At 71.2% G+C, this 25,353-nt stretch carries 22 protein-coding genes and 1 pseudogene; 12 read left to right on the top strand and 11 right to left on the bottom strand.

The genetic code is table 11. From position 1 onward, the window contains the following. Positions 1-2 precede the first annotated feature (2 nt). A complete protein-coding gene (locus STRVI_RS23415) occupies positions 3-650 on the top strand; it encodes a class I SAM-dependent methyltransferase (protein WP_014058105.1) in 648 nt (215 codons plus the stop codon). 56 nt (positions 651-706) lie between these two features. On the opposite strand, the gene STRVI_RS23410 is transcribed toward STRVI_RS23415, so the two are convergent. From STRVI_RS23410 to STRVI_RS23400, 3 genes are all read right to left on the bottom strand, one after another. After that, positions 707-1,789 carry an acyltransferase family protein gene (locus tag STRVI_RS23410; RefSeq protein ID WP_014058104.1) on the bottom strand — a complete coding sequence of 361 codons (1,083 nt, stop codon included), beginning with the start codon at positions 1,787-1,789 and terminating at the stop codon, positions 707-709. A 170-nt stretch (positions 1,790-1,959) separates the two neighbouring features. Further along, positions 1,960-2,661, bottom strand: coding sequence for a DAK2 domain-containing protein (locus STRVI_RS23405; RefSeq protein ID WP_014058103.1), 702 nt, complete (start codon positions 2,659-2,661; stop codon positions 1,960-1,962). Between the two features lie 75 nt (positions 2,662-2,736). Beyond that, a complete protein-coding gene (locus tag STRVI_RS23400) occupies positions 2,737-3,735 on the bottom strand; it encodes a dihydroxyacetone kinase subunit DhaK (protein ID WP_014058102.1) in 999 nt (332 codons plus the stop codon). Between the two features lie 296 nt (positions 3,736-4,031). Between STRVI_RS23400 and STRVI_RS23395 the strand changes: the two genes are divergently transcribed. From STRVI_RS23395 to STRVI_RS23385, 3 genes are all read left to right on the top strand, one after another. Beyond that, the gene (locus STRVI_RS23395; protein WP_014058101.1) at positions 4,032-5,039 is read left to right on the top strand and encodes a 1-aminocyclopropane-1-carboxylate deaminase; all 1,008 of its coding nucleotides are present in this window, start codon (positions 4,032-4,034) and stop codon (positions 5,037-5,039) included. 172 nt (positions 5,040-5,211) lie between these two features. After that, positions 5,212-6,009 (top strand): SDR family oxidoreductase, encoded by a 798-nt coding sequence (locus STRVI_RS23390; RefSeq protein WP_014058100.1) that lies wholly within the window; start codon positions 5,212-5,214, stop codon positions 6,007-6,009. 218 nt (positions 6,010-6,227) lie between these two features. Next, a complete protein-coding gene (locus tag STRVI_RS23385; RefSeq protein WP_014058099.1) occupies positions 6,228-7,400 on the top strand; it encodes a sialidase family protein in 1,173 nt (390 codons plus the stop codon). Between the two features lie 105 nt (positions 7,401-7,505). Here the strand turns inward: STRVI_RS23385 and STRVI_RS56045 are convergent. After that, positions 7,506-7,778 (bottom strand): annotated as a pseudogene (locus STRVI_RS56045) (WHG domain-containing protein); the annotation flags it as partial. Between the two features lie 748 nt (positions 7,779-8,526). On the opposite strand from STRVI_RS56045, the gene STRVI_RS23380 reads away from it, so the two are divergent. Next, a complete protein-coding gene (locus STRVI_RS23380; protein WP_014058097.1) occupies positions 8,527-10,545 on the top strand; it encodes a spermidine synthase in 2,019 nt (672 codons plus the stop codon). A gap of 74 nt (positions 10,546-10,619) precedes the next feature. On the opposite strand, the gene STRVI_RS23375 is transcribed toward STRVI_RS23380, so the two are convergent. Together STRVI_RS23375 and STRVI_RS23370 are read right to left on the bottom strand one after the other, a co-directional pair. Further along, complete coding sequence (locus tag STRVI_RS23375) at positions 10,620-11,672, bottom strand: hypothetical protein (RefSeq protein WP_251982721.1); 1,053 nt, start codon at positions 11,670-11,672, stop codon at positions 10,620-10,622. Positions 11,673-12,005: 333 nt separating this feature from the next. Then, entirely contained in the window at positions 12,006-12,974 is a 969-nt protein-coding gene (locus STRVI_RS23370; RefSeq protein WP_014058095.1) for a D-2-hydroxyacid dehydrogenase family protein, read from the bottom strand. Between the two features lie 296 nt (positions 12,975-13,270). On the opposite strand from STRVI_RS23370, the gene STRVI_RS52840 reads away from it, so the two are divergent. Further along, complete coding sequence (locus tag STRVI_RS52840) at positions 13,271-14,101, top strand: hypothetical protein (RefSeq protein WP_014058094.1); 831 nt, start codon at positions 13,271-13,273, stop codon at positions 14,099-14,101. Between the two features lie 8 nt (positions 14,102-14,109). On the opposite strand, the gene STRVI_RS23360 is transcribed toward STRVI_RS52840, so the two are convergent. Both STRVI_RS23360 and STRVI_RS23355 read right to left on the bottom strand, forming a co-directional pair. Next, entirely contained in the window at positions 14,110-14,802 is a 693-nt protein-coding gene (locus STRVI_RS23360; RefSeq protein ID WP_014058093.1) for a response regulator, read from the bottom strand. Further along, a complete protein-coding gene (locus tag STRVI_RS23355; RefSeq protein ID WP_014058092.1) occupies positions 14,799-16,487 on the bottom strand; it encodes an ATP-binding protein in 1,689 nt (562 codons plus the stop codon). The genes STRVI_RS23360 and STRVI_RS23355 overlap by 4 nt, the downstream gene beginning before the upstream one ends. Before the next feature lie 251 nt (positions 16,488-16,738). On the opposite strand from STRVI_RS23355, the gene STRVI_RS23350 reads away from it, so the two are divergent. From STRVI_RS23350 to STRVI_RS23340, 3 genes are read left to right on the top strand one after another with little or no spacing between them, the layout of a single operon-like run. Beyond that, positions 16,739-17,551 carry an ABC transporter ATP-binding protein gene (locus STRVI_RS23350; protein WP_043236424.1) on the top strand — a complete coding sequence of 271 codons (813 nt, stop codon included), beginning with the start codon at positions 16,739-16,741 and terminating at the stop codon, positions 17,549-17,551. After that, a complete protein-coding gene (locus STRVI_RS23345; protein WP_014058090.1) occupies positions 17,544-18,416 on the top strand; it encodes an ABC transporter permease in 873 nt (290 codons plus the stop codon). The genes STRVI_RS23350 and STRVI_RS23345 overlap by 8 nt, the downstream gene beginning before the upstream one ends. A 50-nt stretch (positions 18,417-18,466) precedes the next feature. Continuing rightward, positions 18,467-19,498: an ABC transporter substrate-binding protein gene (locus tag STRVI_RS23340; RefSeq protein WP_014058089.1), complete on the top strand. Its 1,032-nt coding sequence runs from the start codon at positions 18,467-18,469 to the stop codon at positions 19,496-19,498. Positions 19,499-19,554: 56 nt separating this feature from the next. Here the strand turns inward: STRVI_RS23340 and STRVI_RS23335 are convergent, their stop codons facing one another. The 3 genes from STRVI_RS23335 to STRVI_RS23325 all read right to left on the bottom strand — a co-directional run bounded on the left by STRVI_RS23335 (position 19,555) and on the right by STRVI_RS23325 (position 22,869). Then, on the bottom strand, positions 19,555-20,667 hold the full coding sequence (locus STRVI_RS23335; RefSeq protein WP_014058088.1) for an MGDG synthase family glycosyltransferase: 1,113 nt from the start codon (positions 20,665-20,667) through the stop codon (positions 19,555-19,557). A gap of 66 nt (positions 20,668-20,733) precedes the next feature. After that, positions 20,734-21,669 (bottom strand): lyase family protein, encoded by a 936-nt coding sequence (locus tag STRVI_RS23330; RefSeq protein ID WP_014058087.1) that lies wholly within the window; start codon positions 21,667-21,669, stop codon positions 20,734-20,736. Positions 21,670-21,918: 249 nt separating this feature from the next. After that, positions 21,919-22,869: a sensor histidine kinase gene (locus STRVI_RS23325; RefSeq protein ID WP_014058086.1), complete on the bottom strand. Its 951-nt coding sequence runs from the start codon at positions 22,867-22,869 to the stop codon at positions 21,919-21,921. A gap of 154 nt (positions 22,870-23,023) precedes the next feature. Here STRVI_RS23325 and STRVI_RS23320 point away from each other — a divergent pair, with 154 nt between their 5' ends. The 3 genes from STRVI_RS23320 to STRVI_RS23310 all read left to right on the top strand — a co-directional run bounded on the left by STRVI_RS23320 (position 23,024) and on the right by STRVI_RS23310 (position 25,348). Beyond that, positions 23,024-23,905: an alpha/beta fold hydrolase gene (locus STRVI_RS23320; RefSeq protein WP_014058085.1), complete on the top strand. Its 882-nt coding sequence runs from the start codon at positions 23,024-23,026 to the stop codon at positions 23,903-23,905. Between the two features lie 229 nt (positions 23,906-24,134). Further along, a complete protein-coding gene (locus STRVI_RS23315) occupies positions 24,135-24,458 on the top strand; it encodes a hypothetical protein (RefSeq protein ID WP_014058084.1) in 324 nt (107 codons plus the stop codon). A 53-nt stretch (positions 24,459-24,511) separates the two neighbouring features. Beyond that, the gene (locus STRVI_RS23310) at positions 24,512-25,348 is read left to right on the top strand and encodes an SAM-dependent methyltransferase (protein WP_014058083.1); all 837 of its coding nucleotides are present in this window, start codon (positions 24,512-24,514) and stop codon (positions 25,346-25,348) included. The last annotated feature ends 5 nt before the right edge of the window (positions 25,349-25,353 follow it).

Below are 25,353 nucleotides of genomic sequence, written 5' to 3'. Positions count from 1 at the left end.
ATATGACCACCGACCCGCACACCATCTCGCCCGACACCTCGCCCGAGGAGTTCTGGGACACCTTCTACAGCGCCGAGGACCGCGTCTGGAGTGGCAGGCCCAACGCCGCTCTGGTGCGCGAGACCACCGGGCTGACCCCTGGCAGCGCGCTGGACCTCGGCTGCGGTGAGGGCGCCGACGCGATCTGGCTCGCCCGGCAGGGCTGGCGGGTCACGGCCGTCGACGTCTCACAGGTCGCCCTGGACCGCGCCGCCGGACACGCGGCGTCGGAAGGTGTCGGCGACCACATCGAGTGGCAGCGGCACGACCTGTCCGAGTCCTTCCCGGCCGGCACCTTCGACCTCGTCTCCGCCCACTTCTTCCACTCCCGGCTGGAACTGCCCCGGGACCAGATCCTGCGCACCGCGGCGGGGGTCGTCGCACCGGGCGGAGTGCTGCTGATCACCGGACACGCCGCATTCCCGTCCTGGGCGCCGGACCCCGGTCCGGAGTTCCACTTCCCCACGCCCGAGGCGGTGCTCGCCGGGCTCGACCTCGCGGACGGGGAGTGGGACGTCCTCGTCAGCGATGTCCATGTGGAGAACATGACCGCTCCCGACGGACAGCCGGCCACCCGCACCGACAACACCCTCAAGGTCCGCCGCCACTGACGGCGGACCCGCGCCGCACTCGGGAACCGGCCCGCCCGTAGGGAGCCGGTCCGCCCTCAGGAACCGGTGCGCCGGAACGCCCAGTCCATGCGTGGCTCCAGCAGCGAGCGCAGGACTCGTCGCACCGGTTCCGTGCACAGCACGGTGATCACGAGCACCGCGGCCGCGGTGACGGCGAGCTCCCCGAGCGGGGTGTGCAGCCATGGATGGTCGTACCAGTCCCAGAAACGGGACGACTTGATGATGAAGCCGTGCAGCAGATAGCCGTACAGCGTCCCCGAACCGAGCGCGGTGAACCAGGTCCGGCGCCCCGGCACCCAGGCCAGGAAGCAGGCCGTCAGCACCAGCGCCAGACCGAAGAGGGCGGGCGTGGTGAGCAGACCGGCCCAGGACGGTACGCCGTCCATAGCCGCCACGCTCTTGCGGTGGTAGAACCACTCCGCGTCCAGCCAGGGCGCCGCCGCGTACGCCGTGCACAGGGCGAAGGCCGCCACCGGAAGGGCGATCAGCCGGGTCCGCCGGGTCCGCAGCCGGGTGAAGTGGCTCGGTCGCAGGGTGAGTCCGACCACGAAGAACGGGAGGAACGCCAGCACCCGCTGCAGGCCGAGATCCCCACCGGCCTCGGGCGAAATGGAGGCCAGTGCGGCCACCGCCAGCGCGACCGGCACCGGATGGCGCAGCGCGAGCCACAGCGGGGTGGTGATCCGCCAGATGAACAGCGCGGCCAGGAACCACATCACATACCAGGGGTCGAGCAGGCTGATCGGATAGTCCGGATCGTCCTGTGCCCAGCGGTAGAAGAGCGTGTACGCGACCTCGAAGACCACATACGGCACGACGACACCCGTGAGCAGCCGTTTCACCCGGCCCGGCGCCATGTCGAAACTCCGCGAGAAGTAACCCGATATGAGGGCGAACGCGGGCATGTGGAACGCGTACACCAGCAGGTAGATCGCGGTGGCCGCCCGGCTGTCGTAGGTGAGCGGCTCCCATGCGTGGCCACACGCCACCAGCACGATGGTGAGGTACTTCGCGTTGTCGAAGTACGGGTCGCGCGTCCGGCCGCCCGACGCGCCGCCCTCGCGCGGTCGTGGGACGGCCGGGGGCGTGGTCACACGGGTGTCGGTCTCCTGCTGCACAGCTTCTCCCGGACCCCTTCGATCGAGCCGATAGTCGAATCCTGGTCGTCTGCCCCGCTCCGCCCGTCCCATGCGGGCCCAGACTCGGATACCGGTACGTGCGGCCCGGCCGCGGCGTTCACCGGCGGGCGGCACGTCCGGGGATCCCCTCATGAACTCGGCCTTCCTCCTCAGGACACGGGGAGCCGGCTCAGCGAGGTCAGCTCGGCGTGTGCGGAGGCGAACAGCAAAGCGACGGTCAGGGCGCCCGGGTCCGGGACGCCACGGGCGTGGTCGCCGGTATAGCTGGCACGCCCGCGCCGGGCGCGCAGATCGGTCGTGGAGCGGGCGCCCCGATGGGCCGCCACCGCGGCCAAATGGAGCGCGTACGCGGGGTCGCCGGTGGGTTCACAGGAGGCGAGGGCCCGCGCGGCGGGGACGAGGGCGTCCACCATCGTCTTGTCGCCCACCTCGGCCTCGCCGACCCGCTGGATCGCGGCCGTCCCCGCAGCGGTGCCCAGGGCCAGCGCGGCGGTTCCGGGCGGGTCGGCGGCCACCCCCAGCGCGTCGGCGAGCTCCTGGAAGAGCAGCCCGAACAGGGGACCGCTGGTGCCGCCGACATCGTCGAGGAAGACCCGCGCGGCGGCGTCGAGCGGCACGTCCGGGCCCCTCCGGCTTCTCTCGCCGTTCCCCGCGCCCGCCGGCAGGGCGTCCAGCGCACGGCGGACACCGTCCATCCCGGTGACCAGGTTGCCGCCGAAGTCCCCGTCGCCCGCCTTCTGGTCGAGCACGGTGAGCTCGGGTTCCACGGAGCGTACGGTGGCGGCGAACCGTGTCAGCCAGTCCATGACGGCGGCGTACGTAAGGCCCTTAGGGCCGGGCTGGTCGGACATGAGCGGGGCAACTCCTCGGGGCGGTGGCGGGGTCAGTGGCGGGATCGATGGGGCCGGACGGGGTCAAAGAGGCGGTCACAGGGGCCAGGCGGGGGTGCGGGCGGGGGCGTCCCACAGCCGCAGCGCCTCCGCGTCGGTGGCGAACAGGGTCAGCGAGAAGCCCCGCATGTCCAGGGCGCTTACGAAGGTGCCGGTCAGGGACCGGTCGAGGCCGACACCGCGGTCGTCGAGGGCCTTGGCGACCGCGTGGCGGATGCCGTACAGCTCCAGCGAGGTGATCGAGCCCAGCCCGTTGACCAGCGCGAGCACCCGTGTCCCCGCGGTGTCGGGCAGCGCGGCGAGCAACTGGTCCGTCATGGTCTCGACCAGCTTGCCGAGCGGTGCGTGCGGGATGGTCCCCTCGGCCCGCTCGCCGTGGATGCCGACCCCGAACTCCAGGACGTTGTCGGGAAGGGCGAAGGCCGGTGCCCCGGAGGCGGGCGTGTTGTGGGCGGCCGAGGCGACGGCGAGGCTGCGGGCCCGCCGGGTCACATCGGTGCCGAGGGCGACCAGGTCCTCCAGACCGCGCCCCTCGTCGGCGGCGGCGCCGAGGATCTTCTCGATGATGAGGGTGGTGCCGGTGCCGCGCCGGCCGACCGCGATGTCGTCGGAGTCGCTGGCGATGTCGTCGTCGATGAGGACACGTGCGCAGCGGATGCCCTCATGGGCGAGGCGCTCGGCGGCGATGCTGAAGTTGATGCGGTCACCGGTGTAGTTCTTGACGATGTGCAGCACACCTTCGGGCCGGGCGACGGCCCGGCTGGCCTCGAAGATCTGCCGGTTGTGGGGCGAGGCGAAGATCCGCCCGGGGCAGGAGGCGTCCAGCATCCCCGTACCGAGGAAGCCGGAGTGCAGGGGTTCATGGCCGGAACCGCCTCCCGAGACCAGCCCGACGCGGCGGGTGGGTGCGCAGTGGCGGGTGCGGAAGTATCCGTGGTCGGGGTGGTAGGCGACGAGATCGGCATGGGCGGCGGCGAAGCCCGCGAGCGCGTCGGGAACGAGAGACTCGGGCGAGTCGCGGAAGTACTGGGGCATGAACTCGGCTCCCTGGGCGAGTGGGGCGGACGGGGTGGACTCGGCGGTCGAGCGCCGTCGCGGCGGCAGCGGAATGAGGGCTCAGGAACAGATCGTCTCCGCGACCCGGCGGCAGGGTGCTCAGGCTGGACAGCAGCGGGACCCCAACGGCCTACAGGCATACGCCGGTCGTGTGCCGAAGGGGAGGCATTGGGGAGGTTCCGGCTCGTGTGCCGACGGGGAGCGGCGGGGTAGGGATCGGCGGACATCCGGCACCACCCATGCGGGCATCCGGCACCATCCCTAAGGAGTCACCCATGTCCCTCGATGACTTCGAGCGCCATCCCCTGCTGTTCGGCCCCAGCCCCATCCACCCCCTGGACCGGCTGAGCGAGCGGCTCGGCGGGGCGCGCGTCTGGGCCAAGCGCGAGGACTGCAACAGCGGGCTGGCCTTCGGCGGCAACAAGACCCGCAAGCTGGAGTACCTCGTCCCCGACGCGCTCCGGAAGGGCGCGGACACTCTGGTGAGCATCGGCGGTGTGCAGTCCAACCACACCCGCCAGGTCGCCGCGGTGGCGGCGAAGCTGGGGCTGAAGGCCGTACTGGTGCAGGAGAGCTGGGTGGACTGGCCCGACTCCGTCAACGACAAGGTCGGCAACATCCTGCTCTCACGGATCATGGGCGCGCGGGTGCAACTGGCCGACGCCGGATTCGGCATCGGCTTCAAGGACAGCTGGGCCCGCGCCCTGGAGGACGTCCGCGCCGCGGGCGGCACGCCGTATCCGATCCCCGCCGGGGCCTCCGACCATCCGCTGGGCGGTCTGGGCTTCGCCAACTGGGCCCGCGAGGTCCAGGCGCAGGAGCGGGAGCTGGGCGTCTTCTTCGACACCATCGTGGTGTGCAGCGTCACCGGCTCCACCCAGGCGGGCATGATCGCGGGCTTCGCGGGGCAGGACCGCCCCCGCCGGGTGCTGGGCATCGACGCCTCCGCCAAGGTGGCCGAGACCCATGCCCAGGTGGAGAAGATCGCACGCGAGACCGCCGCTCTGATCGGCCTCGGCCGGGAGCTGCGCGATGAGGAGATCACCGTGCTGGAGGGCTGGGCCGGGGAGCTCTACGGCGTCCCGGTCGACTCCACCCTCGACGCGATCCGGCTCACCGGAAGCCTCGAAGGGGTGATCCTCGACCCGGTCTACGAGGGCAAGTCCATGGCCGGGCTCATCGACCTGGTCCGCGACGGCGACATACCCAAGGACTCCAACGTGCTCTACGCCCACCTCGGCGGCCAGCCCGCGCTCAACGCCTACAGCGGCGCCTTCCGCTGACGCTGCCACCTTCGCTCTGACGCGTCCCTGGTCCGCCCCGGCCCATCCCCGGTCCGAAAGGGGAAACGCGAGGTGATGGGCGGCCGCCACCGGGGTACCCGACGCATGGCCCGGGCCATGCGGCCCCGCGGCCTCCCCACCCCCGCGAGACCAGGGAGCCAGGGTGACGGACATGAACACCGGGAACGACCGGCAGGCCGGGAACGCCGCGCCCCCCGACGGCCCGCTGTCGGGCTGCGCGGCGCTGGTGACCGGCGCGTCCAGCGGCATCGGAGCGGCCACCGCCCTGGCGCTGGCCCGCCAGGGAGCCGATCTCGCGCTGGTGGCCCGCCGCACCGATCGGCTGGAGGACCTGGCCGCCACCCTCCGGAAGGAGGGCCGCTCCTGCACCGTCCTCACCGCCGATCTGCGGAGCGCGGCGCAGGCCCGTCAGTGCGTCGAGGACGCGGCGGAGCAGTACGGACGGCTCGATGTGCTGGTGAACAACGCCGGCTATGCGGCCACCGGCACGGTCGAGGAGAGCGACCCCGAGAGCTGGGAGCGGATGATCGCCCTCAACCTCGAGGCCGTACTGCACACCTCCCAGCAGGCGCTGCCGCATCTGCTGCGGACGGCGTCCGACGGCCCGCGCGGGGTGGCGGACCTGGTGAACGTCAGCTCGGTGGGTGGCCGGGTGGCGCGGCCCGGCAACAGCGTCTACTCGGCCACCAAACACGCGGTGGGCGCCTTCAGCGAGGCCATGCGCCAGGAGGTGACCGCCCGCGGTGTCCGGGTGGGGCTGGTCGAGCCGGGCATGACCGTCACCGAGATGACGGCCGACAACAGGACGGCCACCGTCGCACGCGGTATGACGCGCGAGTCCTGGCTGCACCCCGAGGACATCGCCCGCGCGATCGCCTTCATGGTCGTCCAGCCCGCGCATGCCGCCGTCAACGAGATCATGGTGCGCCCGACCGCCCAGGAGCACTGACCCGCCTGCCCCCGCCCCCCGCCCGCCCCGTTGCGCCACGGCGTAACGGGGCGGAAGCGCGTGCCGACCTCGGCCCGGCTTGGCTCTCGTCCGGCCCCGCTCGGCTCTCGCGGAAGCGTGCGCGAGGGATTTACAACGTTGGAAATCCTCTTTAACGTTGCGCCACGCACGGCCCGGGCCACTCTTTCCCCTCCACCACTCCTCCCGAGGGAGCGTGCATGACTACGCCGTACCGAAGACACCTCCTGCCCACTCTGCTGACTCTCCTGACCGTCTTGGGCTCGCTCCTGGCCGTCCAGGCGCCCCCGGCCGCGGCCGCCTCCGGCACCCTGCTGCGCGACGGCACCGGCCTCTACCCCCGCGCCCTGCGGCTCGCGCACAACGGCGCCGCCAACGGCCGCGTCCTCGCTTCGGTGGTCACCTTCCGCGGCTCGGACGGGATCGGCGCCATCTACGAGAGCACCGACGACGGCGCCACCTTCCGCCAGGTGGGCGAGGTGGCCGACCCCGAGGCGTCGGGCGGACAGGGCGAATGCTGCGCCACCCTGTACGAACTGCCGCAGGCGGTCGGCGGCATGCCCGCCGGGACCCTGCTGTGGTCCGCCTCCATCGGCCAGGACGAGCCGGACCGCCGGATGGCCATCCGGGTCTTCCGCAGCAATGACCAGGGCCGCACCTGGTCCTATCTGTCCACCGTGGCCACCGCCCCCAGCACCAAGGGGCTGTGGGAGCCGGAGTTCTCCATCGATTCCAGTGGGCGCCTGGTGGCCCACTACTCGGACGAGACCGACCCCGCCCACAGCCAGAAGCTGATCGCCGCCCGCAGTGCCGACGGGATCACCTGGGAGGGCCACCACGCCACCGTCGCCAGCAACCTCGCCTCCGACCGGCCCGGTATGCCCATCGTGCGCAAGCTGCCCGACGGCCAGTACTTCATGGCGTACGAGATCTGCGCCGCCCAGGGGCAGTACTCATGCGTGGTCCACTACCGGACCTCGCAGGACGGCTGGAACTGGGGCGACCCCGCGCACCTCGGCTACCGTCCCGAAACCGCCGACGGCAAGTACTTCACCCATACGCCGAACCTCGCCTGGGCCCCCGAGGCCGGCAACCCCCGGGGCAAGCTGTTCCTCATCGGTCAGGTGCTGAACAACGCCGACGGCAGCACCGCCACCGGCAGCGGTGCCACCGTGTGGACCAACAGCAACGGTGGCACCGGGGCGTGGCGTTCCATCCCCGCACCCGTGCGGGTGGACTCCAAGGTGGTCGACTGGTGCCCCAACTACAGCTCGGCGCTGCTGCCCTCGGCGGACGGCAGCCGTGTGCTGGAGATCGCCACGGACTACGTCGGCACCGTGTGCAAGCCCTTCTTCGCCACCGCGGGGAGCTGACCGGGTGAATGATCGGGTGAACGCCCACCGATCGAAGCGGTGTTCACCCGGCCCGGATTCCCCGTCCGGCCGTTCGGGGCCGGTGCCCAGCATGGTGCGTACGACCGTCTCCACCAGGGCACCGGCCTCGGCACGCGTCCGCGTGCCGAGCCGTTCGTCGAGCAGAAGCGTGCTCAGCCAGTGCACGAGCGACTGGATGCCGGTCAGCAGCGCCTCGCGCCGCTGACGTTCCGCGACCGCCGCGATGCGCTCCGCCATGAAGGTGATCGCCGCGTCGGAGGCGGCGATGGCGTCGGGGTGAGTGCTGCAGGGCTGCCCGAACATGAGGCGGTACACCCCCGGGTGGTCGAGCGCGTAGTCGACCGCCGTGCACGCCATGGCGATGAGCTCCGCGCCGGGTCGTCCCCGGGGGCGGCCGCGGCGAGGCGTTCGCCCAGCTCCGTGAAGCCCCGGGTGGCGAGGGCGGCGAGCAGTGCCTCTTTGTCGTGGCAGTGGCGGTAGGGAGCGTTCGGGGAGACCCCGGCATGCCGGGCGACCGCGCGGCGACAGCCCGCCCGGGCCCTCGGTGTTGAGGAGCGCCGGAGCGGAGCCGAGCAGGGCCGCTCGGAGATCCCCGTGAGCCGACGTTCCCACTCATGGCTCGCCCACCCCGTACTCCCGCACGGGTGACCTCGTCTCCTGGGGCGTACTCGCCGCCACCGTGGCCGCGGCGACGGTCCTCGCCGTGCGCTCGCGGCGCCGCCCCGCTCCGCGGATTCCTTCGGCCTCCTGCGCGCGGGCGTCCGGCGTTGGCCCGGGCAGGTGACGGACACCGCCCGGACCATGACCCGAACGCCGTACGGAGGTGACCCGGGCAGCGGGCCCGGGCCGTGTGCCGCGGTGTGGCCACCGCACGCCGCGCGGTTGGTGCACCGCATCCCATGCCACGCGGCTGACCTGCGTGAATGACCTCGGCAGGGGAGAGGTGGCGAGGTGGCGGGCGGCCGGAAGTCGAGTGGCCGGGGCCGCTTCCCGCTGCTCCGGACGCCCGCCATCCGGCCGACGGCACGGGCCGTGTGGGTGCTCGACCTGCCCCGTCCCGGATGACAGCGTGGCCGGCATGGAGCACAGCCCAGGACCGCAAAACGTGCGCGCGAGGCTGCTGCTGGCCAGCGCCACCATGCTCTTCGTCGAGCTCGCGCTGATCCGGTGGACCGGCGCCAATATCGTCCATCTGAGCTATTTCTCGAACTTCATCCTCTTGGGCTCGTTCCTCGGGATCGGCCTGGGATTCCTCATGCCCGCCGGGCGTGGGCAGTGGATCACCCGCTGGGCGCCCGTCCCGCTCGCCGTTCTCGTCGTCTTGGTGCGCGAGTTCCCCGTGCAGGTGCGGCAGACCAGCGGCGAGGTCATCTACTTCACCGCCGTGAAGACCACCGGTCTGCCCCAGTGGGTGACCCTGCCGGTGCTCTTCGGACTGACCGCGCTGATCATGATGGCGATCGGGAAGATGACGGCCGATCAGTTCCGTAAACTGCCCTCGCTGGAGGCCTACCGCTACGACCTGCTGGGCTCGCTCACCGGCTCGGTGTCCTTCGGGCTGCTTTCCTGGCTGCGCGCACCGTCGGTGGTGTGGGGTGTGCTCGCCGCGGTGGCATTGCTGACCCTCGGCGGCCGCCGCAACGCCATCCGGTACACGGTCCCGCTCGCCTTGATGGTGGCCGTCCTGGCGCTGGAGACGGCGGCCAGCGGTATCTCCTGGTCCCCGTACTACAAGATCGAGGTGACCAGGCCGACCTCCGGCAGCCGGGACTACAAGATCTCCGCCAATGGCGTACCGCATCAGTCCATCGCCCCGCTGAAGGTGCTCGGACGCCCCGACTCCCCGTACGAGCAGCCCTACCGCGAAACCCCGAGGAACTCCCATCGCCGGGTGCTGGTCATCGGCGCCGGCAACGGCAACGACGTGGCGATGGCGCTCGCCCACGGCGCCCAGCGGGTGGACGCGGTGGAGATCGACCCCCGGCTGCAGGAGATCGGTGCGTCACTGCACCCGGCCCGGCCCTACGCCAACCCCCGGGTGCACGTGCACATCAACGACGGCCGGGCATTCCTCGAGCGCACCAAGACCCGCTACGACCTGGTCGTCCTCGCCCTGCCGGACTCCCTGACCCTGGTCTCGGGCGCCAGCAACCTGCGCCTGGAGAGCTACCTGTTCACCCGGCAGGCATTCGAGGCGGCCCACCGCCACCTCGCCCCCGGCGGCGCGTTCGCCATGTACAACTACTACCGGCAGAACTGGCTCATCGACCGGTTCGGCTCCACGCTTACCTCCGTCTTCGGACACGCCCCCTGCATCACCCACTACGGAGGCAAGAAGGCGGCCATCCTGGTGGCCGGTGTCACGTCCAGCGACCAGTCCTGCACCGCCTCCGCCTGGCGCCCCTCGGGCCCGGTGCCCTCGGCCGCCAGTGACGACCATCCGTTCCCGTATCTGCTGCACCGCACCATCCCCACCCTCTACATCGGGGTCCTGGGCGCGATCCTGCTGGTGACCCTGGTGTCCGTACGGCTGACCGGGGTCCGGCTGCGGCGCACCGCCCGCTATGTCGACATGTTCCTGCTCGGCGCGGCGTTCATGCTGCTGGAGACCAAGAACGTGATCGGCTTCGCCCTCTACTTCGGCACCACGTGGCTGGTCAACGCCATGGTCTTCGCGGGGGTGCTGGTCGCCGTGCTGTGCGCGGTGGAGGTGCGGCGCAGGCTGCGCCGGGTCAATCAGCTCGTGCTGCAACTGATGCTCTTCGCCAGCCTCGCGATCGCCTGGCTGATCCCGTCCCATCTGGTGCTGGGACTGCCCTTCGCCCCTCGGCTGGCCGCCGCGATCGCGCTGGCCTTCGCCCCCATCTTCTGCGCCAACCTCATCTTCTCCGACCGGCTGGCGGCGACCTCCGACCCCACGGCGGCCTTCGGCGCCAACCTGCTGGGCTCCCTGTTCGGCGGCACCCTGGAGTATCTGGCCCTGCTCACGGGTTATCAGGCGCTGCTGCTGGTCGTGGCGGTGCTGTACGCGGGTGCCTGTGTCGCCATGCGCTTCACCCGCCGCGGCTCCGGCGACGTCACCAGCCATGAACCACTCACCGTGCAGACGGCGCCACGCCCCTGAGCGCCCCTCTCCCAGCCGCCCCCGGCCGCCTTCCGGCCGGGGGCGGTCGCGTTCGGTGGCGCGCGCCGCCGCGGTCACTCGAACATGACGTAATCCGGGCGTGGCCGCAGGGCCAGCACCTCTTCCGGGGTCATCAGCCGGCTCCCCTCGGTGTCCTCCTCGTAGAAGAGCTTGAAGCCGGTGCGCACGCCCTCGGGCTGGTCCTTGACCAACTGCCGCCAGGTGTCCCGCTTCATCCCCGGCGATCCGATGCCGTCCGCGCTTTTGATGACCACCACGCCGGGCTGGGGGCGCAGCGCGGACTGCTCGCTGACGACGGACACGGCCACCTGGTGGAAGACGAGCGGCTTCTGCGGCAGATCGTGTTCGGCGATGATCTCGGAGAGGTAGCGGGCCACATCGGTGAGTTCCTTGCCGCTGGTGTGGCCGTAGGTGTCCCCCGGCACCTCGCCGGGACCCATCTCCCACTCCGGGTCCAGGGCTATGCCGACATCGGGATGGACCAGCCATTCGCGCAACGCCTTGACCTCGCCGAGGACCGACGCCCGGCCCGGCTGGATGTTCAGCAGCAGCAGGGCGCGATGGCGCTTGGCCGCGTCGTGGAAGCGGCGGATCGTGTCGGGGGAGGTGCGCGAGCGGTAGGTGCCGTCGGGGCCCGCGCTGCTGTTGGCGACGGTTGCGAGGAGTTCGAGCACCGGCTGCGGTTCGCGGTCCGCGGCGTAGGCGCGGGCGGTCTTCTCGATCTGCCGCACCTGGTCGTCGAGGTCCCCGATGCCGAGCCGGCCGAGCGCGGCGGCCCCGGGCAGTCCGCAGTAGCCCACCAGACGGTACCGGGACAGCTCCCGGCCGCCTCGGGGCAGCTCCGGCCGCGGCTTCGGGGTGGGGGAGGGGGAACTCTTTGATGGAGTGGCTGACGGGGAGCGCTTCGCCTTGCCGGAGCCTTGCGGGCCCGCTCCGGAGGGCGAACCGGCCGACTCTTCGCCGCAGCCGGCGAGCAGGCCGATCCCGGCCGCCGCGGCCACCGAGAGCATGCCGCGCCGGGTCGGTGGCGGTGTCCCCGATCGTCCGCCGCCGTCGCCGTGCCGCAGGGCGTCCTGCCCGGCCGATGCCCTGTCGGTTGCCGGCATTCCGGGTGTGCTGTGAGCCACGTTCCCTCCGTCCGCGGTGCCGGGTCGGTGGACCGGGCACCGGTTTGTCGTGCGGGCCGATGGGTTGTCCGTGCCAGGCAGCCTGTCCGGTATGACGAAGGCGAAACGGAATAGTGTCCACCGGGCGGAGGGCATGCGTCGCTTTCAGCCCGGGAAGACGATCGGTGGCTGGGTGTGGGATGTTCGAACGAGGGCAGCCGGGCCCCCGATGGGCCCAACGCGCCCTGGAACGGGCGCACTTGGCGCCTCTCGCGGCCGCCACCCCGTGGGTGCCGGAGCGGGGTGGAACCGGAGGGCGCCGCTCGGGAGCGCTCAGGCGGGCGGGGTCAGCCGACGGAGCGGCGCACCCTCCAGATAGGCGCGGATGTCCTCCACCACATCGCCGTAGAACCGCTCGTAGTTGCCCCGGGTGACATAGCCGAGGTGCGGGGTGGCCAGCAGATTCGGCAGGGTACGGAACGGATCGCCCGGCGGCAGCGGCTCCCGTTCGAACACATCGACCGCCGCGCCCGCGATCCAGCCGTCCCGCAGCGCCTCCGCGAGCGCCGCCTGGTCCACGATCGCCGCGCGGGAGGTGTTCACCAGAAGGGCCGTGGGACGCATCCGCCTCAGCTCCGCCGCGCCCAGCAGCCCCCGGGTGCGGTCGCTGAGCACCAGATGCACCGAGACGATGTCGCTGGTCTCCAGCAGCTCCTCCTTGGAGCCGGCCGGCCGCACCCCCTCCGCCTCCGCGCGCTCGGCCGTCAGATTCTCGCTCCAGGCGGCCACCTCCATGCCGAAGGCCCGGCCGACCCGCGCCACCTGGGTGCCGATCCGTCCCAGCCCCAGCAACCCCAGACGGCGGCCGTACAGATCGGAGCCGACGGTGCTCTGCCACGGACCGCCGTCCCGCAGCGCCGTGCTCTCCGGCACCACATGGCGGGCGAGCCCCAGGATCAGCGCCCAGGTGAGCTCGGTGGTCGGTTGCGAGCCGCCGCCCGTGCCGCACACGGTCACGCCGTGGCGGGCGGCGGCCTCCAAGTCGACCGACGCGTTGCGCATCCCCGTGGTCACCAGCAGCCTCAGCCGTGGCAGCCGGGCGAACAGCGACGCGGGAAAGGGCGTGCGCTCCCGCATGATGACCACGATCTCGCAGTCCCCGATCGCCTCGGCCACCGCGTCCTCATCGGCGATGTACTCATGGACCGGCGTCACGTCCACCGCGTCGAGCACACCGGACCAGTCGGCCGCCGACAGCGCCACGTCCTGATAGTCGTCGAGCACGGCGCAGCGCAGCTTCATGGGACTACCTCTGTTCCTCGGACGGGTACGGTGTTTCTACCACCCGTGTGAAGCCACCCCGAAAATCGGGGCCTGACACGTCGTCACCGCGTTTGCGGCGCCACCCTTCCGGATGACATCGGCGGAGCGGGCGCGGTGTGACAGGCGTGTGTTTTCACCGAAAGTTGGCCTCTCAAGGGGTGCTGAGACACGTGTGGTTGTTTTGCGTAGTGGCACACAGGGCACCGCACCGTCTGAACAGCAGGCATAATCACCACTGCGATGGGCGCAGACGCCCAGAAAGGGGACGAAGTGAAGTGAACGCGTTGAGCGCGGACAGCAGTGTGGGTTCGACCATTGAGGTACTGGAGGCCGAACTCCCCCAACTGCAGAAGCAACAGGAGGCACTCAAGGGTGATTTGGAGGCCGTCACCAAGCGGCTGGAGGCGGTCAGCACCGCCCTGAGCAGCCTGCAGACGCTCTCCATCGCCACGGCGTCGGAGCAGGCCGTGGACGGTGCCCCGGTGGCGGTGGCGAAGCCCGTGGCCGAGGCCACCCCGGCCGAGCCGGCCGCGGAGCCGGCCACCGAGGCCACGGCGGAGACCGAGCCGGAGACCGCCGAGGACGCGGCCTCCACCGGCCGTACCTCCGCCGCCACGCGCAAGGCGGCCATCGGCCGTCAGCGCAGCAGGGGCAAGGCGGCCAAGGCGCCGGCCACCGGACGGGCCACCAAGGCGGCGGGCAAGAAGACCGCCGTCGCCAAGAAGACGGCCGTCGCCAAGAAGACGGCCGCGAAGGCCGTGGCGAAGGCTCCGAAGGCCACCAAGGCCACGGTGAAGGCCACTACCAAGGCCACCGCGAAGCCCGCCAAGGCCACCAAGGTCGCCGCCGCCGAGAAGCCGGCGGAGAAGGCCACCAAGGAGACGGCCGCCACCTCCGAGCGCTCCACGGGGCTCGCCGACAGCGTGCTGGCCGCGCTGCGCAAGGCCGGTCGTCCCATGCGGGCCTCCGAGGTCAACGATGCCCTGGGCCGCGACGAGACCCGCACCAATGTGAACTCGGTGCGCAACACCCTGGAGCGGCTGCGCTCCTCGGACCGGGCCCAGCGTTCCGGCCGTGGCCTGTACGAGGCCTCGGCCACCAGCTGAGGGTGCCGTCAGTTCACCGCCACCCATGTGTAGCGGTGTTCGGGACGGCCGGTGTCCCCGTACTTGAGGGTGAGGCTGATGCGGCCCGCATGTTCGAGGTACTTCAGATAGCGCTGGGCCGTGGAGCGGCTGATACCCGTGCGCTCCGCCACTTCGTGGGCGGAGAGCGGCTGGTCGGCCTGGTCCAGGACCCGCCGTATGAGGTCGACGGTGGGCGCGGAGTGGCCTTTGGGGAGGGCGGGGCCGGAAGTGTCGGCGGCTGCGAAGGCGCCGAAGATCCGGTCCACCCTCTCCTGGCCGGTCTCGCCGCGCCCGCCGACGCCCTCCAGGGTGCGGCGCAGCCCCGCGTAGCCGTCCAGCTTGGCCCGCAGCCCGGCGAAGCTGAACGGTTTTACCAGGTACTGCAGTGCGCCATGGCGCATGGCGGCCTGGACGGTGGCCACATCACAGGCCGCCGTCACCATGATGACGTCGGCGTGGTGGCCGAGCTGGCGCATCCGCCGCACCAGGGTCAGCCCGGTCTCGTCCGGCAGATAGTGGTCGAGCAGGACGAGGTCGACCGGAGTGCGTTCGAGGGTCGCGAGGGCCTGGGCGGCGGTATGGGCGCGGGCGGTGACCCGGTAGCCGGGCACCTGGGCCACATACGCGGCGTTGATCTCGGCGACGTGGAAGTCGTCGTCCACGACAAGAACGTCAATCATCGTGACTCTCCTGCTGCGGTGAACTCATGAGTGGGTGTGTCGTCCCCGGTGAGGGCCTCGGGCAGGACGACGGTGAACACCGCCCCGCCACCCGCCCGGGCGGTGACCCGGGCCATGCCCCCGTATCGCTCGGCCAGTCGCCGTACCAGGGCCAGTCCTATGCCCCGGCCGCGCGGCGACACCGTGGCGAACCCCTCATGGGCATCGGGCCGGGCGTCCGGGGAGCCGGTGCGGGCGGGCCGTTTGGTGGACCAGCCCTCGGTGAAGATCTGTTCGCGCATCCCCGGTGGCACCCCCGGACCGGTGTCGCTCACCCGCAGTACGGCGGTGGTGCCCTCGGCCCTCAACTCCACCTCGATGAACGGCGTGGGGGAGGGGTGTGCGGCCACCGCGTCCAGCGCGTTGTCGATGAGGTTGCCGAGCACGGTCACCAGATCGCGCGGATCGACCACCCGCCCGGGCAGCAGGGTCGCGGGCGAGATACGCAGGGCCACTCCGCGCTCGGCCACGATGGCCGACTTGCCGACCAGCAGCGCCGACAGCAGCGGATCGTACACCCGTTCGGAGATCTGCTCGGCCGAGGCACGCCGGGCGTTGGTGAGCTCGGCCACGAACTGCGCCGCCCGCTCGTGCATTCCCAGCTCCAGCAGCCCCAGCAGGGTGTGCAGCCGGTTGGCGTGTTCGTGGTCCTGGGCGCGCAGCGCGTCCAGCAGCCCGCGGGTGCTGTCCAGCTCGCGGCCCAGCAACTCCAGCTCGGTGCGGTCGCGCAGGGTCGCCACCGCCCCGCCGTCCTCGGTCGGCATGCGGTTGGCCACCAGCACCCGGGCGCCGCTGACCGTCAGCAGATCCGCCCCATCCACCCGCCCCGCCAGCACATCGGTGGTACGGCCCGGTGGCAGTGACTCCTCCAGGGTGCGCCCGGTGGCGTCCGGGCGGACCCCGAGCAGCCGCCCCGCCTCGTCGTTGATCAGGCGGATCCGGCCGTGCCGGTCGAAGGCCACGACGCCTTCGCGGATGCCGTGCAGCATCGCCTCCCGCTCGTCCAGCAGCGCCGAGATGTCGGCGAACGCGACACCGTGCGTACGGCGGCGCAGTTGGCGCGAGACGGCGATCGCCGCCAGCACACCCACCCCGAGCGCCGCCCCCGCGTACAGCAGCAGCCGGGGCACCGCCGCCAGCAACTGGTCGCGCACGCTGCCGTAGCCGATGCCCACCGACACGGCCCCGACGAGCCGTCCGTCCCCGGCGCGCAGCGGCACCTTGGCGCGGGCCGAGCGACCGAGCGTCCCCACGTCTATCTGCAGAACCTCCCGGCCCGAGAGCGCCTCGCCCGGATCGGTGGAGACATGTTCGCCGATCCGGGCGGTGGTGGTGTGCGACCAGCGCACCCCCCGGGAGTCCATCACCACGATGTACAGCGCCCCGGTGGCCCGGCGGATCCGTTCGGCCGCCCGCTGCACCGGACCCGAGGGGGTGGGCTCGGTGGCGGTGAGGTCCCGCGCGATGTCCGGATCGGCCGCGGTGGTCTGGGCGATGGCGAGCGCCTGGTGCATCGCCTGGTTGTCGATCTCGGAGCTGAGCGGGGCCAGGAACAGCGCGGTCGCCAGCACCATCACCCCGGCGGTGATGGAAAGCTGCGCGGCGAGCACCTGGCCGGAGACACGCCGGGGCCATCGGATGCGCATGAGGGGCCCCCTGCCTCCCGTCTCGCTCATCCCGTGTGGTCCCGTGTGGTCCCGTGTGCGAGCGGTAGTACTTCGTCTGTTCATGGTGCTGTGAACGCACCGTAAAGGCGCCCGGGGCGTATGCCCAGTCTCCGTGGCGTTTTCGTTGCGTGGGCGTGAGCAAAACGAGCAGAACGCGGTTTGTGGGCGCAACAGCGGGTTGTGCCCAGAAGGCTGCCGCTGTGGCCCGGATCACTTCTAGCCTCCCGGCCATGAGCAGCCATACCAGCCCCGCCATCGAGCTGCGGGGAACGAGCAAGGCGTTCCGGACACCGTCCGGGGCCCTCCACACCGCGGTCAGGGATCTCGACCTGACGGTTGGGCACGGTGAGTTCGTCGCCGTCGTCGGGCCCACGGGTTGTGGAAAGTCCACAACACTGACGCTGGTCAGCGGGTTGGAGGAGCCCACCGAGGGCGAGGTGCTGGTGGCCGGTGAGCCGGTCCGCGGCATCGCCTCCAACGTCGGCTTCGTCTTCCAGCAGGACGCGGTGTTCCCCTGGCGCAGCGTGCTGTCGAATGTGATGGCCGGCCCGCGTTTTCGCGGTGTGCCCAAGCCGGAGGCGAAGGAACGGGCCCGTGAATGGCTGGCCCGGGTCGGCCTCACCTCCTTCGAGGACCGCTATCCGCATCAGCTTTCGGGCGGTCAGCGCAAGCGCGTGGCGCTCGCGGCGACCTTCGTCAACGACCCCGAGATCCTGCTGATGGACGAGCCGTTCTCGGCGCTCGACGTGCAGACCCGCGCGCTGATGTCGGACGAACTGCTGGAGCTGTGGGCGGGGACCGGCGCCTGCGTCGTCTTCGTCACCCACGACCTGGAGGAGTCCATCGCCCTGGCCGACAAGGTCGTCGTGATGACGGCCGGACCGGCCACCGTCAAGGAGGTCTTCGAGATCGATCTGCCCCGGCCCCGCAAGGTCGAGTCGGTGCGGCTGGAGCCGCGGTTCGTGGAGATCTACCGGGAGATCTGGTCCTCGCTCGGCGAAGAGGTCCGCATCACCCGCGAGAGGGGTGCCGTCGATGCCTGAGACCATGTCCGCCACGGCCGCCCCCGCCCTCGACAAGACACCCGGTACACGCACCAGGGCCCGGGCACGCGCCGCCCGCAACCGCGCGATCCTCGTCCAGACCAGCCGCGCCCTGGTGCTCCTCGGTGTCATCGGGCTGTGGGAATGGCTGGCCCGCGCCGCCGTCATCGACCCCTTCAACTTCTCGATGCCCTCCAAGATCTGGGACCAGCTCGAGCAGTGGGCGCTGCACGGCACCGCGCAGGGCTCGCTGTGGGAGCAGATCTGGTACACGCTCTACGAGGCACTCCTGGGCTGGGGCATCGGCGTCGTGGCCGGTGTGGTCCTGGGGATCGCGTTCGGCCGGGTCGCCTTCCTCGCCGATGTGCTCGGCCCGTACATCAAGGTGCTCAACGCGCTGCCGCGCATCGTCCTCGCGCCCATCTTCCTGATCTGGTTCGGCCTCGGCCCGGCCTCGAAGGTCGCCTCGGCCGTGGTCCTGGTCTTCTTCCCCGTCTTCTTCAACGCCTTCCAGGGCGCCCGGGAGGTCGACCGCAACCTGGTGGCCAACTCCCGGATCCTCGGCGCGAGCAACCGCCAGGTCACCCTCCAGGTGGTGATTCCCTCCGCCACCTCGTGGATCTTCACCAGCCTCCATGTCAGCTTCGGCTTCGCCCTCATCGGCGCCATCGTCGGCGAGTACATCGGCGCCACCAAGGGGCTCGGCCTGCTGGTGTCCTCCTCGCAGGGCACCTTCAACGCCGCCGGTGTGTACGCCGCCATGGCGATCCTCGCCGTGGTGGCCCTGCTCGCCGAGGGGTTGCTGACCTTCCTGGAGAAGCGGCTCTTCCGCTGGAAGCCCGCCCAGCCCGGCGAAGACCGCTGAGCCCCCGCCTTTTTCTTCCCAGCTCATCACCGCTCACAAGGACGTGACCCATGCACAGCAGTGCCAAGTTCTCCGCGGCCGCGGTCGCCGCGGCGCTCGCTCTGACCACCCTCACCGCCTGCGGCGGTGACTCCAGCGCCTCCGGCGGCGAGAACGGCAAGGTCAAGATCATGGTCGGTGGCCTGGACAAGGTCATCTACATGCCCGCGATGCTCACCCAGCGGCTCGGCTACTTCAAGGCGGAGGGCCTCCAGGTCCAGTTGCTCACCGAGCCCGCCGGGGTGCAGGCCACCACCTCGCTGATCGCGGGCGATGTCCAGGGTGTTGTCGGCTTCTACGACCACACCCTCGATCTGCAGGTCAAGGGCAAGCAGGTGGAGTCCGTCGTCCAGCTCGCCCAGGCCCCCGGTGAGGTCGAAGTGGTCTCCAACAAGGCGGCGGACGAGATGACGTCCCCCAAGGACTTCAAGGGCAAGAAGCTCGGTGTCACCGGCCTGGGCTCCTCCACCGACTTCCTGACCAAGTACCTCGCCGTCGACAGCGGAGTGAAGACCAGCGAGTTCACCCCGGTGGCGGTCGGCGCGGGCCAGACCTTCATCTCGGCCCTCAAGCAGGGCTCCATCCAGGGCGGTATGACCACCGATCCCACGGTCGCCCAGATCGTGGACCAGAAGATCGGCAAGGTCCTGATCGACATGCGCACACCCGAGGGATCCAAGCAGGCGCTCGGAGGTCTGTACCCCTCCTCCTCGCTCTACATGAACACCGACTGGGCGAACGGCCACAAGGACACGGTGCAGAAGATGGCCAACGCCTTCGTGAAGACCCTGAAGTGGATGTCCACCCACTCGGCCGAGGACATCGCCGCCAAGATGCCGAGCGACTACGCGCAGGGCGGTGCGAAGCTCTACGTGGAGGCCATCAAGAGCACCCTGCCGATGTTCACCAAGGACGGGGTGATGCCGGCGGACGGCCCGGCGACGGTCGAGCGCGTCCTCAAGGCGTTCAACCCCAACCTGAAGAACGCCACGGTGGACCTGAAGAAGACCTACACCACCGAGTTCGTCAAGAAGGCGGGCTAGGGGCCCCGAGGGCCGAATCCGGTGAGCTCCTTCGAGCAGCACTGCCTTCGAAGCGCTCAGCCCGACGCCGCCGTCCGCGCGACCGCCCCGGTCAGCCGGACGGCGGCGTCGTCGGCGAACAGCCGACGGCCCGCCGCGATACGGCGCTCCCGCCACGCGCAGGGCTCGGTGAGCGCGTCGAGCAGCCGCACCAGCTCCCACGAGTCCCGCGCATGGTCCGAGAGCCCCAGCGCGGCCATCCGCCGGACGCCCTCGCGGCCATGGCCCGGGATGGGGCGGTAGCCGATCACGGGCACCCCGGTGGCCAGCGCCTCCAGCGCGGTCTGACCGGCCGCGTTGTCCACCACGGCCCGTACGGCGGCCAGCAGACCGGGCATGTCCCGCTCCCAGCCGAAGGCCGCCACATCCGGCCGGCGCGACAGCTCGGCGCGCAGCCGTTCGTCCCGGCCGCACAGCACCACCGGCAGATACCCCGCCCCGGACACCAGCCGCGCCGTGTCCACCACCCGTGTCCCGGCGCCCCACGCCCCCACGGACAGCAGCACCGGCGGCCTCCCGGGCGCGAGCGCACACAAGTGCCGCCGCCACCGCGCCGCCCCCGGCGCCGGGGCGAAGAAGCGCGGCGCCACCACGGGTCCGGCGGCCACCGACGGACGGCCCAGCGCCCGGCGCACCGTGTCCGCGGCCTCCGGGGTGACACACAGATGCAGATCGTTGCCCGGGTGCAGCCACTGGCGGTGCACCGAGAAATCGGTCACCACGACCGCGCTGGGCACTCCCAGGGCCCCGCGCGCCCGGAGCCTGCCGGTGAGCTGCGCGGCCAGATGGAACACCGGGACGACGACGTCCGGCCGCTCCCGTTCCACCAGGGCCAGCAGCCGGTCCTCGGCGAGCGCGGCCAGCGGGGCGCTGCCCGGCCGGGGGCCCCTGCCGGGCCGGAAGAACGCCCGGTAGATGCCCTCGTACACCACCGGGGCACGGCGGATGGTCGTCCGATAGAACGCACGCAGCCCCGCCCCGATCCGGTGTGGCAGCAACTCCAGCACATCCACCCGGCCGGCTCCCTGGCCCAGCTCCTCCAGCCTGCGGACCAGCTCGGCGGCGACCGCGTCGTGTCCGGCCCCCATCCCGGCGCTCACAACGAGAAAACGTGCCGATGGCTGGCGCATGACCACCTCCGATGGTGCGAGGCGCGGCTCCTCATGGCTCACTGGAGGTATCCGCTCCGCACGCCGTCAAACCGCGCGCTCGACGGCCGGTGACCCAGGGCCAGCGGCCGGTCGGCGGCGAGACAGGGAGATGCCATGATCCGCCCCCTCCCGGACGCACCCCTCGATCGCGGCCACGTGCGGGACACCGGGTACGCCGACCCCACCCGGACCAGGGTCGCCCTGGTGACCGGTGCCTCCTGTGCCGCCGATGGCGACCTGGTACAGATCCGGCAGGGTGGCGCGCAGCCGCTCCAGCGCGTCGGAGAGCTGGGCGGCGTAGCCGGACCACTCCTGTCCCACGGAGAGAGGGACCGCGTCCTGAAGATGGGTGCGGCCGGTCTTGACGATGTCGTACCAGGCGCGGGACTTGGCGGCGATGGCCTCCTGGAGCAGGCTGACCTGCGGCAGCAAGGGGTCGTGCAGGATGCGCACGGCGGCGATGTGCATGGCCGTGGGGAAGGTGTCGTTGGCGGACTGGCCCAGATTGACGTGGTCGTCGGGGTGCACCGGGTCCTTGCTGCCGAGGACGCCGCCGACCAGCTGGATCGCGCGATTGCTGATGACCTCGTTGACGTTCATATTGGTCTGGGTGCCGGAGCCGGCCTGCCACACATACAACGGGAAGTGGTCGTCCAGCGCACCGGAGATCACCTCGTCGGCCACATGCGCGATCAGATCGGCCTGCCACCCCGCCAGCCGCCCCTCCCGGCCGTTGACCAGCGCGGCGGCCTTCTTGACGTAGCCGTAGGCGTGGTAGACCGCCTTGGGCATACGGTCGTCACCGATCGCGAAGTGGACCAGGGCCCGCTGGGTCCGGGCGCCCCAGTAGCGGTCTGCGGGGACCTCGACGGTCCCCAGCGCGTCCGTCTCCCGCCGGGTGCCGGTGGCGTCGATGCGGGTGGGGAGGTCCCGCACCCTCGGGGTGCCCTGGGCGCCCCGGCGCCTGTGGGGCGTGTTCATCGCGTGCTCTCCCAGACGGACGGCAGCCCATCCATACGCACACTCCGCATCACCGCTGTTGCCCTCCCCGCCAGTGTCGCTCCGCACCGCCCCGGCCGCATCCGGCACCGGTACGGCCGCCGGCGCCTGCCAGGTCGGGCGTCGTGGCGCAGGCGCGGAGGTGGCAGCGAGCGGCGGGTGGGAAGCCGGGAGGGCGAGCTTCCCACCCGCACCGCGGCACGTCCGTGTACGCCCGCGGGCGACGCGGCGTCAGATGCGGGTGCGCAGCCGGATGAGGGTGCCGTCCGCGTCGGCCTGCATCTGTACGACGTCGCACAGCATGCGCACGCCCCACAGCCCGAATCCGGGCTCGGTGTCGGCCGGCGGAGTGAAGCCCCACAGCGCGTCCGGGTACCAGTGGCCGGGCCCTGAGATCTCGCAGACCAGATCGCCGTCATGGACCCAGGTGCTCAGCCGCGCCGGGGCCTCGCCGTGCCGGATCGCGGTGGTGGACACCTCGCTCACGCCCGCGACCATGTTGCGCAGCGCGTCATGGCCCATGCCGTGCCGGCTCGCCCGCTCGGCGACGAAGGTGCGCACGGCGTCCAGATCGGTCGAGACGATCGACACCGACTCGGCTATGCGCGGGGCGGGCGGCAGGGGACGCCGGTCGCAGGTGGCGCTGAACGGGCCGGGGTCGGTGTAGGCGTCGCTGCGCTCCGGCCCGTGGCCGTCGATGATCTCGGGGTGCGTCTGGCGCGCGTAGGCGAGGATCTCGGGGTGCAGCAGGCGCCGGTCGTAACAGCAGATCGCTCGGGCGCCGGAGTGGGCGAAGGCCGCGTTGACGATCGACTCGTAGCGTGCCCACTCCACCACCTCGAGCGGGGTGCGGCCCTGCCACACCGGTTCGGCGATCACCCGGACCCGGCGCGGCTTCTCGGCCTTCACGAAGGAGTCGTAGGCGGCGATGGTCTTGACCGGGTGCTGGTACCAGCTCAGCGCCTCCTCGAACTGCACCGCCCTGGCGTCCTGCCCGAGCGCGTCCCGCAGCGCCTCGATGTTGGAGGAGGCGGCGACGACGGCCACGGCGTCGTCCGCCTCCAGGCCCTCGCGGAGGAAGGGGACGCACACGTCGACGACGTCGTCCTCGTCGCGATAGAGGAATCCGCGATGCATCATGGCATCGCGGTGGTCCGCGACGGGGCTGCTCGGGCTGGTCATCGGGCCTCCCTGGGGCTCGGCCGGCGAAAACACTTCAGGTGCGTCATCGAATTTCCGGACGGTATGGCGCAGTCTGCCACTTCCCCGGCCCGGCGCGCAGCCCGTTCCGGCCATACATGGACGACATCCTGACGGTGCATTAGCATCCTCGGGCGTGACAGAGCTGAAGAACATCAACGCAAATGGACTTGATTTCGGGTATTTCGAAGCGGGCCCGGCAGACGCCCCATTGGCGCTCTGCTTGCACGGATTCCCGGACACCGCGCACTCCTGGCGTCATCTGCTTCCCGCGCTCGCGGACGCGGGCTACCACGCTGTCGCGCCCTTTCTGAGGGGCTACGCGCCCTCCGGCATACCGGCCGACGGCGCCTACCAGGCGGGTGCCATCGCCGCCGACGCCAACGCGCTCCACGAGGCATTCGGCGGCGACGGTGACGCCGTGCTCATCGGCCACGACTGGGGCGCCATCGCCACGTACGGCGCCACCGGCAGCGCCCCCGAGCGCTGGCGGCGGGCGGTCACGATGTCGGTGCCCCCGCTGGGCGGGGTGCTGGCCGACTTCTTCAACTATGACTACGGCCAGTTCAAGCGCTCCTTCTACATCTTCCTGTTCCAGACGCCGCTGGCCGAGGCCGGGGCGGCGGCGCACGACATGGCCCTGATCGACGGCCTGTGGCGCGACTGGTCGCCCGGCTACCAGGACGCCGCTAAGGACATCGCGCATGTCAAGGAGAGCCTGCGGGACCCGGCCCATCTCGCTGCCGCGATCGGCTACTACCGGGCGCTGTTCGACCCGTCGCGCCATGTGGCGGCGTACGCGGCCGAGCAGGAGGCCATCACGGCCACCGGGGAGACCCCCATCCTCTATCTGCACGGCACCGACGACGGCTGCATCGGCGCCGATGTCGTCCAGGGGGCCAAGGACCACCTCCCGGCGGGTTCGCGCATGGAACTGGTCGAGGGCACCGGGCACTTCCTCCACCTGGAGGCGCCCGAGCGGATCAACCGGGAGGTCCTGGCCTGGCTCGCCGGGTGACCGGGTGACCGGGCGGCCCTGGTCACACGCCTTGCTGCCACATCGCGTGTGACCAGGGCCTTTCCCATGCGGAACGCGATGCGGCCGCGGCGGGGATCTCGACCGGGGCGGACCCGGTCGAGCCGCCGCGGCCGTCGCTTTACCGCCGGTATACCGCCGCTGGTCCGCCCTCTTCCATGCTGGTCGCATCGCTACAGCCGCCCGGCAGGGACGCGTCTGGAGAGGGCCTGTGAACGTCGACCAGCAGCATCAGCCTCGCACCGAGGACGAACCCCTCTACGCCTGGAGCACCTTCCAGCTCTGCGGCGGGGTGGAGGGGTCCGGCCCGAGTGGCACCTGCCGGGCCGAACACACCGCTCGCACCTGTCTGGAAGCGGCACTCCGGGCCACCGCGACCCACTCCGGCGCGTACTCCTGGGGGCAGCTCAGCCGGGTGTCCGCCGATGTCGGACTGCCCTTCCACCTATGGGCGCGGGACCCGGTCGCCTGGGCCGAACCGGGGCCCAGTAAGACGGTCACCTGGCGTCCGGGCGCGGCTCCGCATCCGCAGTGATCCGGAACCGTCCGCAGGTGAGGCGAGGCAGTGCTATTGGTAAGGGAATCACGATGAAGAGCAGCGGACCCGGCATAGGGCTCCTCAGGACAAGGGCGTGGCGGCCGGCCGACCACGGCCGTCTCGCGGTCAGCGAGGCGAATCCGGCCAGGGTCTACAACTATCTCGTCGGCGGTAAGGACAATTACCTCGCCGATTACGAGCAGGCCCAGCGATTTCTCGGAGTCGCACCGGAAGTCCGCGACACCGCGCTCTCGAATCGGAGATTTCTGCACCGTGCCGTCCGCCATCTCGCCGCCAGTGGAATCAGCCAATTCCTGGATATCGGCGCGGGATTGCCGGCGAACCCGAATGTGCACGAGATCGCCCAGGCCGTGAATCCCCGGGCCCGTGTGGTCTACGCCGACAACGACCCCATCGTGGCCAGCCACGGCCAGGCCCGTCTCTCGGTCTCCGGCACCACCATGGTCAAGGCCGACGTCCGCTCGCCCGACGATCTCCTCGGCCATGAGGAGCTGCGGCGGCTGCTCGACCCCGCCCAGCCGGTCGCCATCCTGCTGACGCTCGTCCTCGACTACATCGAGGACCTGGAGAACCCCATCGGCATCGTCCGCCGGTTCATGGACTGGGCCGCACCGGGCAGTTGTCTGGTCCTCTCCCACGCCACCGGTGACTTCACCCTCGAGACCGACCGGGAATGGGAGGTCATCAGCTTCGGGGATCCCGTCAATCTGGTCGCCCGCGACCGTGCCGGGATCATGGAGTTCTTCACCGGCCTCGACCTGCTCGCCCCGGGCCTGGTGCAACTGCCCTCCTGGCGCCCGGGCATCGGCGCCGAGTCCGACCCGAGCCGGGTGTGGGCCTATGGCGGGGTGGCCCGCAAGCCGTAACCCTG

The organism is Streptomyces violaceusniger Tu 4113 (assembly GCF_000147815.2).
GTDB lineage: Bacteria > Actinomycetota > Actinomycetes > Streptomycetales > Streptomycetaceae > Streptomyces > Streptomyces violaceusniger_A.
This window is presented reverse-complemented; position numbering and strand designations above follow the sequence as displayed.

Bases quoted from the DNA above. Each gene is read 5' to 3' on its own strand.
- STRVI_RS23415 (WP_014058105.1), top strand. From the start codon at position 3: ATGACCACCGACCCGCACACCATCTCGCCCGACACCTCGCCCGAGGAG.
- STRVI_RS23370 (WP_014058095.1), bottom strand. From the start codon at position 12,974: ATGAAGCTGCGCTGCGCCGTGCTCGACGACTATCAGGACGTGGCGCTG.
- STRVI_RS23345 (WP_014058090.1), top strand. From the start codon at position 17,544: ATGCCTGAGACCATGTCCGCCACGGCCGCCCCCGCCCTCGACAAGACA.
- STRVI_RS23350 (WP_043236424.1), top strand. From the start codon at position 16,739: ATGAGCAGCCATACCAGCCCCGCCATCGAGCTGCGGGGAACGAGCAAG.
- STRVI_RS23340 (WP_014058089.1), top strand. From the start codon at position 18,467: ATGCACAGCAGTGCCAAGTTCTCCGCGGCCGCGGTCGCCGCGGCGCTC.
- STRVI_RS23400 (WP_014058102.1), bottom strand. From the start codon at position 3,735: ATGCCCCAGTACTTCCGCGACTCGCCCGAGTCTCTCGTTCCCGACGCG.
- STRVI_RS23385 (WP_014058099.1), top strand. From the start codon at position 6,228: ATGACTACGCCGTACCGAAGACACCTCCTGCCCACTCTGCTGACTCTC.
- STRVI_RS23310 (WP_014058083.1), top strand. From the start codon at position 24,512: ATGAAGAGCAGCGGACCCGGCATAGGGCTCCTCAGGACAAGGGCGTGG.
- STRVI_RS23395 (WP_014058101.1), top strand. From the start codon at position 4,032: ATGTCCCTCGATGACTTCGAGCGCCATCCCCTGCTGTTCGGCCCCAGC.
- STRVI_RS23335 (WP_014058088.1), bottom strand. From the start codon at position 20,667: ATGCGCCAGCCATCGGCACGTTTTCTCGTTGTGAGCGCCGGGATGGGG.
- STRVI_RS23355 (WP_014058092.1), bottom strand. From the start codon at position 16,487: ATGCGCATCCGATGGCCCCGGCGTGTCTCCGGCCAGGTGCTCGCCGCG.
- STRVI_RS23405 (WP_014058103.1), bottom strand. From the start codon at position 2,661: ATGTCCGACCAGCCCGGCCCTAAGGGCCTTACGTACGCCGCCGTCATG.
- STRVI_RS23325 (WP_014058086.1), bottom strand. From the start codon at position 22,869: ATGACCAGCCCGAGCAGCCCCGTCGCGGACCACCGCGATGCCATGATG.
- STRVI_RS23330 (WP_014058087.1), bottom strand. From the start codon at position 21,669: ATGAACACGCCCCACAGGCGCCGGGGCGCCCAGGGCACCCCGAGGGTG.
- STRVI_RS23390 (WP_014058100.1), top strand. From the start codon at position 5,212: ATGAACACCGGGAACGACCGGCAGGCCGGGAACGCCGCGCCCCCCGAC.
- STRVI_RS23360 (WP_014058093.1), bottom strand. From the start codon at position 14,802: ATGATTGACGTTCTTGTCGTGGACGACGACTTCCACGTCGCCGAGATC.
- STRVI_RS23375 (WP_251982721.1), bottom strand. From the start codon at position 11,672: ATGCCGGCAACCGACAGGGCATCGGCCGGGCAGGACGCCCTGCGGCAC.